We start from the raw sequence: 8,758 nt of genomic DNA, 5'->3' as shown, positions 1-8,758 counted from the left end.
AATTTCCAAGATGATATGGGCTATAATAGTGGGGTTTTTAAATCCAAAAAGTCTTAACCCCTTATTTGACAGAAGCTTCAACATAGTCTTTCAGGTCGGAAAAATTGTTTCCAAAATACTCCGAAGCAATTTTTGCAATGGTAGCAATCGAAGTTTTTTCAGATAAATCTTTAAATTTTTTAAAGAATATAGGTTTAACTTTATCTTTTTCATCTTCAGAAGAATCTCGATAGTTTTTTAACATAGAAAGTAATTCTTCCCGCTCTTTATCATTGGCAGTATTTTGAAAAATTAGACTGACTAATTCTTTTTCAATAGGCGTATAATTCTCATTTGAATTTTCATCAAAGAATAAATTTTGATTATTATCACCTATTGCGATATTATTTGCATTAAATACTGCATTAGGAAAACTGTATTTACTTTCCATAATTGACTATTGTTATATTCTTATCCCCTATTTGTAAATTGTTACTTGTAATAGACCCAGTAAAAACAAAGTAAATATTAAAAATTGGCTTTTGAGATGTTCCACATGCTTCCAAACCAATATGATTTGGGTCAATTTTAACCATTTCAGCAATCCTTTGGCATTCTTGCTTAATACATCTTTCTAAATCTTTATTTTCTATTTTTAAAAAGTCATTACCTATATTAAAAACATCATATTCTTTAATTGCAGAAATCGGATTTGTTAAATAACCATTTTTACCTAATTGCTTATTTAAGTGGCCAATGTTTAGACTTTCCACAAATTTATTATCACTTCCAAAATAATTAGCACCAGCTATACTTGACCATTGGTTCTTATCAGAGAGTAAAGTTGGTGAAATAGTACTCTTTCCTAAAATAAAATCAGTTGTACTTGCCAAGTGATTTACTCCAGAATAAACACTCCTATTGGAATATTTATCGACTGCATTAAAGTTCGACAATTCGAAAGAACCTATTCCCAAAGATGTATTTGCAACTGAAACAGCTCCAACTAAACTTGTCCATTGGCTCTTGTCAGAAAGTAAACTTGGTGAAATAGTACTCTTACCTGAAATAAAATCAGTTGTACTTGGCAAGTGATTTACCCCAGAATAAACGCTCTTATCAAAATATTTGTCCGATGCACTGGTGATAGCTAATTGGGGTGAACCTACTCCAAAATAAGTACTTGCAGTTGAAACAGATTCATTCAAATTTAGCAAATGCTTGTTGTCATAAAGTACACTTGTTCTAATAGTACTTTGTCCCAAAATTAAATCAATTGAGTTTGCCACCGCATTTACACTAGGATAAATATTCCTATTAAAATATTTATCCGAAACATCATTGATAGCTATTTGAGGCGAACCTACTCCCAAATAAGTACTTGCAGTTGAAACAGATTCATTTAAATTTAGCAAATGCTTGTTGTCAGAAAGTACACTTGTTCTAATAGTACTTTGTCCCAAAATTAAATCAGTTGAGTTTGCCACCGCATTTACTCCAGGATAAATATTCCTATTAAAATATTTATCCGATACATCAATGGTAGCTATTTGAGGCGAACCTACACCCAAATAAGTACTTGCAGTTGAAACAGATTCATTTAAATTTAACAAATACTTGTTGTCAGAAAGTACACTTGTTCTAATAGTACTTTGTCCCAAAATTAAATCAGTTGAGTTTGCCACTGCATTTACTCCAGAATAAACATTTCTATTAAAATATTTATCAGAGGCACCAATGGTAGCTATTTGGGGCGAACCAACTCCCAAGTAGCTATTTGAAACTGAAACAAATCCTTCTAAATTTGAGCAATGGTTCTTATCGGAGAGTAAACTTGTTCTAAAATTATTTTGTCTTAAAATTAAATCAGTTGAGTCCGTCAAGGGATTTATTCCGTTGTAATAATTTCTATTGAAATATCTATCGGATATACCTAAATTAGCCAACTGTTGTGAATCTATTTCTAAGTAGGTATTTGCAACTGGAATAGATTCGCATAAATTTATCAAATTAGAATCTTCAGAGCAGCAGTTAGTTTTTTTGCTTTTTTTTCTCATAATCAACTTTTTTCTTTTTCACAATTTTCTAAATTCAAGTAGCTAACTTTCTCATTATTAACTTTTCATTATCAAAATTACAAAAACTAATTTTAATAATATTCAAATCCAAACTCCAATTAACTTCTCACACTCTCTAACTGGCAACCACAAATTGACTTTCATTAATTCTTCTAATTTTTGAACAGCCAATTGCTTTTGCAAAATTTTTTGGTTGACCATTTCCTCAAAAACCCGCAAAACGCCATGCACCTCAAAACCCAATTTTTCGGCCTCCTTTCTTAGTTTATTGTCTCCCGTCAAAATCATGAATTCTTTTAACTCTTTTGCATAAAAATATAATGACAAGTCAGGAATTGAAAGCTTCTTGGTTTGTACTGTCAAGCCTTTAAATGTTTCTATTTCGCTTAGCTCTATCTCTCTAATTTTGAGCCTATTAGAATCAATATGTGTCTGAATTTTGGCCTTTTGTTCAATATCTAATTCCCCAATAATCAATGAAGTAGTATGAAATTCGAGGTTTAATTGAAAGAAAGCGTCAATCAAATCAACATCAAACAAATCAAATAATAAGTTTGCGTCATTTATGGCTATTCGATATGTTGTGTGGGCTTGCGTCATTAATTGTTTCCTGTTAATGTTCGTCTAAAATCCCCCAAACTCTGCCCGGCCAAACTGGCTGCTTTACTTAAGGATACCACTTCCTCTATGGCCGCCCGATAAACCAAACCAGAAAACCGCATGGCTTTTTCTACTCCTGCGTATTGCCCGGGTTCTTTGGTTCGATAGCCCATTTTGGTCATCCAAATCATAAAACCCTTGTAAGTAGAATCATTGATGATTTCCAAGTTTCTGAGCCGCATCAAAATGGCTTGTATCGATAGTCCGTAGTATTCTTTTTGCTGCTTTAGCTCTGCAAAAGCCACTTTCTTCCTTTTTTCAGAAAACACTTCTATTACACTTTGCCTTGGAAACAAAAATGCTCCCGCAAAGCTATGACAAGTTTTTTCTTCGTCCAGACTTTCGTCTATATCTAACACTATATGGGCTAACTCATGCACCGCAGTAAATCTTTTGCGGCAAGCATCATCCTTTTTGTTCAGTACAATTACGAGCTCCTCATTGGCTGCGGCACTAAAGCCTTGAAAGGCGTACGAAGCATCAATTTCTATCACTTTCAAGCCTTTTTCCTCCAGCATTTCTATCACGCTAGGAATAGGTTTTACACCAAGCTCCCACTTTTGTCTAAGACTTTCAGCGGCTTTTTCAATATCCTCCTGATTGGTGATATAAGTGCCTACTATGGGATTTTGAAACTTTAAAACGGTGTCGGTTAGAGATTCCACTTCAAAATATCGCTCCAGTTTGTCTTTGGCGGTTTCTTGTATAGCTGCTTCCTCGGTTTTTGTGAGTTTTACTTTTTTTCGGTAGGCGAGCTTTTCAAAAGTCAGGGTATTAGACCTGAAAAAATAGTCGAGACTAACTTTTAAGGCATTGGCCATATTCTGCAAAGTGCCGGCTTCGGGTTTTGATTTACCTTGCTCAAATTGGTGAATGGCTTGTTTGCTGATGCTATTCTCCATTAAATCAGCCAATTCCTGTAGCGATAGTCCAGCCATGCGTCTTGCACTGGCAAGGCGTTCGGCGAAATCTATATTTTGATTAATTGCTGACATTGATTTTTGTTTACTTGACAAAAGTAATTTATTTTTTCTTAAACGTCAAGTAAAATAAATTTATTTTCTTTTGAAAATATCATGGATTAATGTTTCCCAAAACAAATCCCTAATTTTACACAAAAAAAGACCTTTTGAAAGACCTTCTGCTCATTACGCCGCCATTTACCCAGCTCAATACGCCTTATCCGGCTACGGCCTATTTGAAGGGGTTTTTGAATACCAAAAGTATTACGGCGTTTCAGATGGACTTGGGCATTGAGGTTATTTTGGAGTTGTTTTCTAAAGCTGGTTTGGCTTCTATTTTTGAAAAGGCCAATTTGGATGGAGTTTCAGAAAATGCCCAGCGGATTTTTGGGCTAAAGAATGATTATATTCTGACCATCGAAGAGGTAATTGCCTTTTTACAAGGCCATAAGCCTACTTTGGCTCGGCAGATTTGTAGCGGAAATTTCCTCCCACAAGCATCCAGGTTTTCACAAGAAAATGACTTGGAATGGGCCTTTGGCAACATGGGCATGCAAGACAAAGCCAAGCATCTGGCCACATTGTATCTCGAAGATTTGTCTGATTTTATAGTAGAATGTCTCGACGAAAACTTTGGCTTTAGTCGCTACGCCGAACGATTAGGTAGAAGTGCCAATTCGTTTGATGAATTGTATGCTCACCTCCAAGAAGCTCACACTTTTATTGATGAAATTACACTAAGGATTTTAAACCAAAAGCTAGAAGAAATTCAACCTAAATTGGTCTGTTTTTCGGTGCCCTTTCCGGGCAATTTGTACAGTGCGTTTCGCTGTGCAGGCTACATCAAAGAGCATTTCCCTGAAATAAAAATAGCGATGGGTGGAGGCTTTGCCAATACCGAGCTTCGTAGTGTAAAAGATGCACGGGTTTTTGAGTATTTTGATTTCATCACGCTGGACGATGGCGAACTTCCGATTGAATCACTGGCAAAAAATGTAAAAGGGGAAAACGAAAGTACGGAGTTTAAACGAACTTTTTGCCTCCAAAATGGTGAAGTGCAATATATCAACAATTCCACCCAAAAAGAGTACAAACACAGCGAAGTAGGTACGCCAGACTATTCTGATTTGGCATTAGATAAATATATTTCGGTAATTGAGCTGGCTAACCCTATGCACAGCTTATGGTCGGATGGCCGCTGGAACAAGCTCACCATGGCTCATGGCTGCTATTGGGGCAAATGTACTTTTTGCGATATTTCGCTCGATTATATCAAACTTTACGAACCTATTGCCGCAAAAATATTGGTGGACAGAATGGAGCAGATGATAGCCCAAACCGGAGAGAACGGTTTCCATTTTGTGGACGAAGCAGCCCCGCCCGCACTTATGCGTGAAGTGGCTTTGGAGATTTTGAGGCGTGGATTGGTCGTGACCTGGTGGACCAATATCCGTTTCGAAAAAAGCTTTACAGCTGACCTTTGTGTTCTGCTCAAATCTTCGGGTTGCATAGCGGTTTCGGGAGGATTGGAAGTGGCCTCTGACCGACTTTTGGCATTGATAGACAAGGGCGTTACGGTAGCCCAGGTGGCTCAGGTAAACCGCAACTTTGTAGAGTCGGGCATCATGGTGCATGCTTATCTGATGTACGGCTACCCTACCCAAACCTTACAAGAAACTGTGGATAGCCTCGAAATGGTGCGACAGATGTTTGAGTTGGGCATTTTACATTCGGGCTTTTGGCATCAATTTGCCCTTACTGCTCATAGTCCCGTTGGGCTAAATCCTGAGAAATTCGGCATATTACCTGATTACAAAGACATTAGCTTTGCCGACAATGATATCCAATTCAAGGATTCTACGGGTATCGACCACGATAAATTTAGTTTTGGGCTGAAGAAATCACTTTACAATTACATGCATGGGCTTTGTTTTGAGTATCCACTACAAGATTGGTTTGATTTTAAAATACCCAAAACCAAAATTCGACCTGATTTTATTACTGAATGTCTTGAAGAACAAGATCATAGCCTCATAAAACCGAACGCCAAGATCGTGTGGATTGGAAATCGACCCATTGTGGAAGAAACCAAGTCCAAAAAAGGTCCAGCATTGCAACTGACTTTCCATGAAAAAATGGAGACTTTCAGCATAAACATCGAAAAAGAAAAAGGCGAGTGGTTTTTGGAAAACTTAAAATTGATGGATGTCCGAAATACTAAAACCATTACTTTCAATGAATTAAAAACTTCTTTCGAAAACAAATTTGAGCATTTTGAGCTTTTTTGGTATTCCAAACCCATCAACGAAATGCGTGAACAGGGACTTTTGGTTTTGTAGGATTTTTGTATATTTGGATAGGAATTGGTTCGTTAAGAATAAAAATTACGATAATGACAACTGTAGCAGAAAGAGAAGAATTGAAAAAACGATTAATTGAACTTGCTGAATCTGACCCTGATTTTTCAATACTTTAATAATAGATGTTAGGAATGAACTCAAAAGAAGAAAAAAGAAAATGGATTTTGATCAACTATAAGAAGAAAATTTTAAAGAATATGATGCTGTCTTTAGAGCTCTTGCTTGAGTTTAAGGTTGCTTGATTCCTAAAAATAGCCTCTGGCCAGTCCAATTTAGAAGAGTGTAAAACTTGGTTTTTGGAGAGCACCATAGCACACTAATTCCCAAAACATTCTAGACTTTTACATGGTCTCTTTCTGTCAGATGAATTTTAAAAACCCATCTTCTTTCAAAAAAACAGACTTTTGCCAATAACCTATTCGGAATAAGACCTAGGTATCGAATAACTAAACCTGCTTTGATTTTTTGGAGAACTCTGAAATTTTCCAAAAAATATACTATTTTGCCTCCCAATAATACTTACCCTATGATACAATTTACCAAAATTAGCCTTTTGGCTTGCTTTTGTTGCCTTATGTTTTCAAAAGTTAAAAGCCAGTCCAATTTTACTATCCAATCGCCCGATAAAAAAATTAGCCTTTCGGTAAATCAAAGTGCTAATAAGCTGATAATCTATAATTTAAAATTTGGAAATGAGTTTGTCATCGAAAACTCTTTGGTGGGTTTTGAACTTAGCAAACCAAAAATAAAACTCAACACTTTTACATGGCTCAGCACCGATACCTCGAGCGTCAACGAAACTTGGAAACCTGTTTGGGGTGAGGTTTCGGAAATAAGGAATCAGTATAAAAAACTTGTTGTTCACCTAAAATCGACGTCAAATGTTCTGCTTGATTTGGAATTTCGGATTTTTAATGAAGGTCTTGGATTTAGATACTATTTTCCTGAACAAGCTGATTTTAAACATTTTATAGTCAAAAACGAATTAACCCAATTTAAACTCTCAGGTAATCACAAAACCTTCTGGATACCAGGCGATTATGACACCAATGAGTACCTTTACAACACCACGCTTTTATCTGAAATAGACGCAACGAAGGCAGCAAACCAAGAAAAAGATATTGCTTTGCAGTCGCTAATCGGTAAAAATTCTATCCAAACGCCCTTGATGATGAAGTCAAAAACGGGGCTTTATATCAATATTCATGAGGCGGCCTTGGTAAATTATCCAGTCATGCACCTGGACTTGGACAAAGCCACACTAACGCTTACTTCACACCTTACACCCGACGCAGTTGGCAATAAAGCCTATCTTCAAACACCTTTTAACACGCCTTGGAGGGTGATAAACGTCAGCGACAAGGCCGAGAAAATTCTGGAATCAAAAATGATTCTGAATCTAAACGAACCTAGCAAAATAACGGACGCTTCATGGATAAAGCCACAGAAATTTATAGGTATGTGGTGGGAAATGCATGTGGGTAAATCGGACTGGTTTAAGGCCAGCGGTAAGCATGGAGCCAACACCGAAAATGTTAAAAAATACATAGATTTTGCGGCTGAAAACAACTTTGATGGCGTATTGGTGGAAGGCTGGAACCAAGGCTGGGAAGACTGGTTTGGCAATTGGAAAGAGGACGTTTTCGATTTTGTAAGTCCTTATGACGACTACAACGTGAATTATCTGAGTGAATATGCCAAGCAAAAAGGTGTAAAAATCATTATGCACCATGAAACGTCCGGCTCAGCCACCAACTATGAGCGTCACATAGACAAGGCCTTTGATTTTATGAAAAACCATGGTATGAACACCGTAAAAACTGGTTATGTGGGCAAAATAATTCCCCGAGGCGAACACCACGACAGCCAATGGATGGTGAATCACTACGAAAGGGTGGCGAAAAAAGCTGCTGAGAACCAAATTATGGTGGAAGCCCACGAGCCAGCACATCCAACAGGTCTGCATCGTACATACCCAAATTGGCTGGCCAACGAAGCTGCTCGAGGTAATGAATTTAATAATGCACCAACACTTGGATTAAGGCCCGAACACGAAACCATTTTGCCATTTACGAGACTCATGGGCGGACCTATGGACTATACGCCGGGTTTCTTCCATTTTAACCTCATCCAATATGACCCAAGCCGAAAACAGAAAGTAAAAACTACCCTTACCAAGCAGTTGGCCTTGTACGTAACTATTTATAGCCCATTACAAATGGCAGGAGATTTTCCGGAGAATTTTCAAAAATATCCCGATGCTTTTCAATTTATCAGAGATGTCCCTGTTGACTGGGATGACACCAAAGTTATTTCGGCAGAACCAGGTGAATATGTAGTGACTGCCAGAAAAAAGAAAAACTCGGAGGATTGGTATTTAGGATCGATTTCTGACGAAAACAGCAGAAAAATGAACTTTAAACTAGATTTTCTAAAAGAAAATACGGAATACGAAGCCACTATTTACAAAGATGGCCCAAAAGCATCTTGGGATAAAAATCCGCAAGATTATGTGATTGAAAAAATGAAAGTAAATAACAAATCTAGTCTTAGTTTGCAAATGGCCGCTGGTGGTGGTTTTGCTGTGAGTTTTAAGAAACTATGATTTCGGGTATTTCTTAAAAAGGTTTGAAGGCTGCGAAATAGTTAAATAGGAATAGCTCGAAATAAGATTCGGATGTATGAAAATACTGATGTTATTATCAATCTAAAGAAGTAA

General features: G+C 37.0%; 6 protein-coding genes. 2 read left to right on the top strand and 4 right to left on the bottom strand.

Annotated elements, in window-relative coordinates; all coding sequences use genetic code 11:
* Positions 1-61: 61 nt before the first annotated feature.
* The 4 genes from EGI31_RS04300 to EGI31_RS04285 all read right to left on the bottom strand — a co-directional run bounded on the left by EGI31_RS04300 (position 62) and on the right by EGI31_RS04285 (position 3,712).
* The gene (locus EGI31_RS04300; RefSeq protein WP_255035927.1) at positions 62-430 is read right to left on the bottom strand and encodes a hypothetical protein; all 369 of its coding nucleotides are present in this window, start codon (positions 428-430) and stop codon (positions 62-64) included.
* Positions 420-2,036, bottom strand: coding sequence for a hypothetical protein (locus EGI31_RS04295; RefSeq protein ID WP_255035926.1), 1,617 nt, complete (start codon positions 2,034-2,036; stop codon positions 420-422). Before EGI31_RS04295 ends, EGI31_RS04300 begins: the two co-directional genes overlap by 11 nt.
* A 102-nt stretch (positions 2,037-2,138) precedes the next feature.
* On the bottom strand, positions 2,139-2,657 hold the full coding sequence (locus EGI31_RS04290; RefSeq protein WP_255035925.1) for a PIN domain-containing protein: 519 nt from the start codon (positions 2,655-2,657) through the stop codon (positions 2,139-2,141).
* Positions 2,657-3,712 (bottom strand): helix-turn-helix domain-containing protein, encoded by a 1,056-nt coding sequence (locus EGI31_RS04285; protein WP_255035924.1) that lies wholly within the window; start codon positions 3,710-3,712, stop codon positions 2,657-2,659. The genes EGI31_RS04290 and EGI31_RS04285 overlap by 1 nt, the downstream gene beginning before the upstream one ends.
* A gap of 134 nt (positions 3,713-3,846) precedes the next feature.
* Here EGI31_RS04285 and EGI31_RS04280 point away from each other — a divergent pair, with 134 nt between their 5' ends.
* Both EGI31_RS04280 and EGI31_RS04275 read left to right on the top strand, forming a co-directional pair.
* On the top strand, positions 3,847-6,018 hold the full coding sequence (locus EGI31_RS04280) for a B12-binding domain-containing radical SAM protein (protein ID WP_255035923.1): 2,172 nt from the start codon (positions 3,847-3,849) through the stop codon (positions 6,016-6,018).
* 547 nt (positions 6,019-6,565) lie between these two features.
* Complete coding sequence (locus EGI31_RS04275) at positions 6,566-8,644, top strand: glycoside hydrolase family 97 protein (protein ID WP_255035922.1); 2,079 nt, start codon at positions 6,566-6,568, stop codon at positions 8,642-8,644.
* Positions 8,645-8,758 lie beyond the last annotated feature (114 nt).

The organism is Lacihabitans soyangensis (genome assembly GCF_024343775.1).
GTDB lineage: Bacteria > Bacteroidota > Bacteroidia > Cytophagales > Spirosomataceae > Leadbetterella > Leadbetterella soyangensis.
This window is presented reverse-complemented; position numbering and strand designations above follow the sequence as displayed.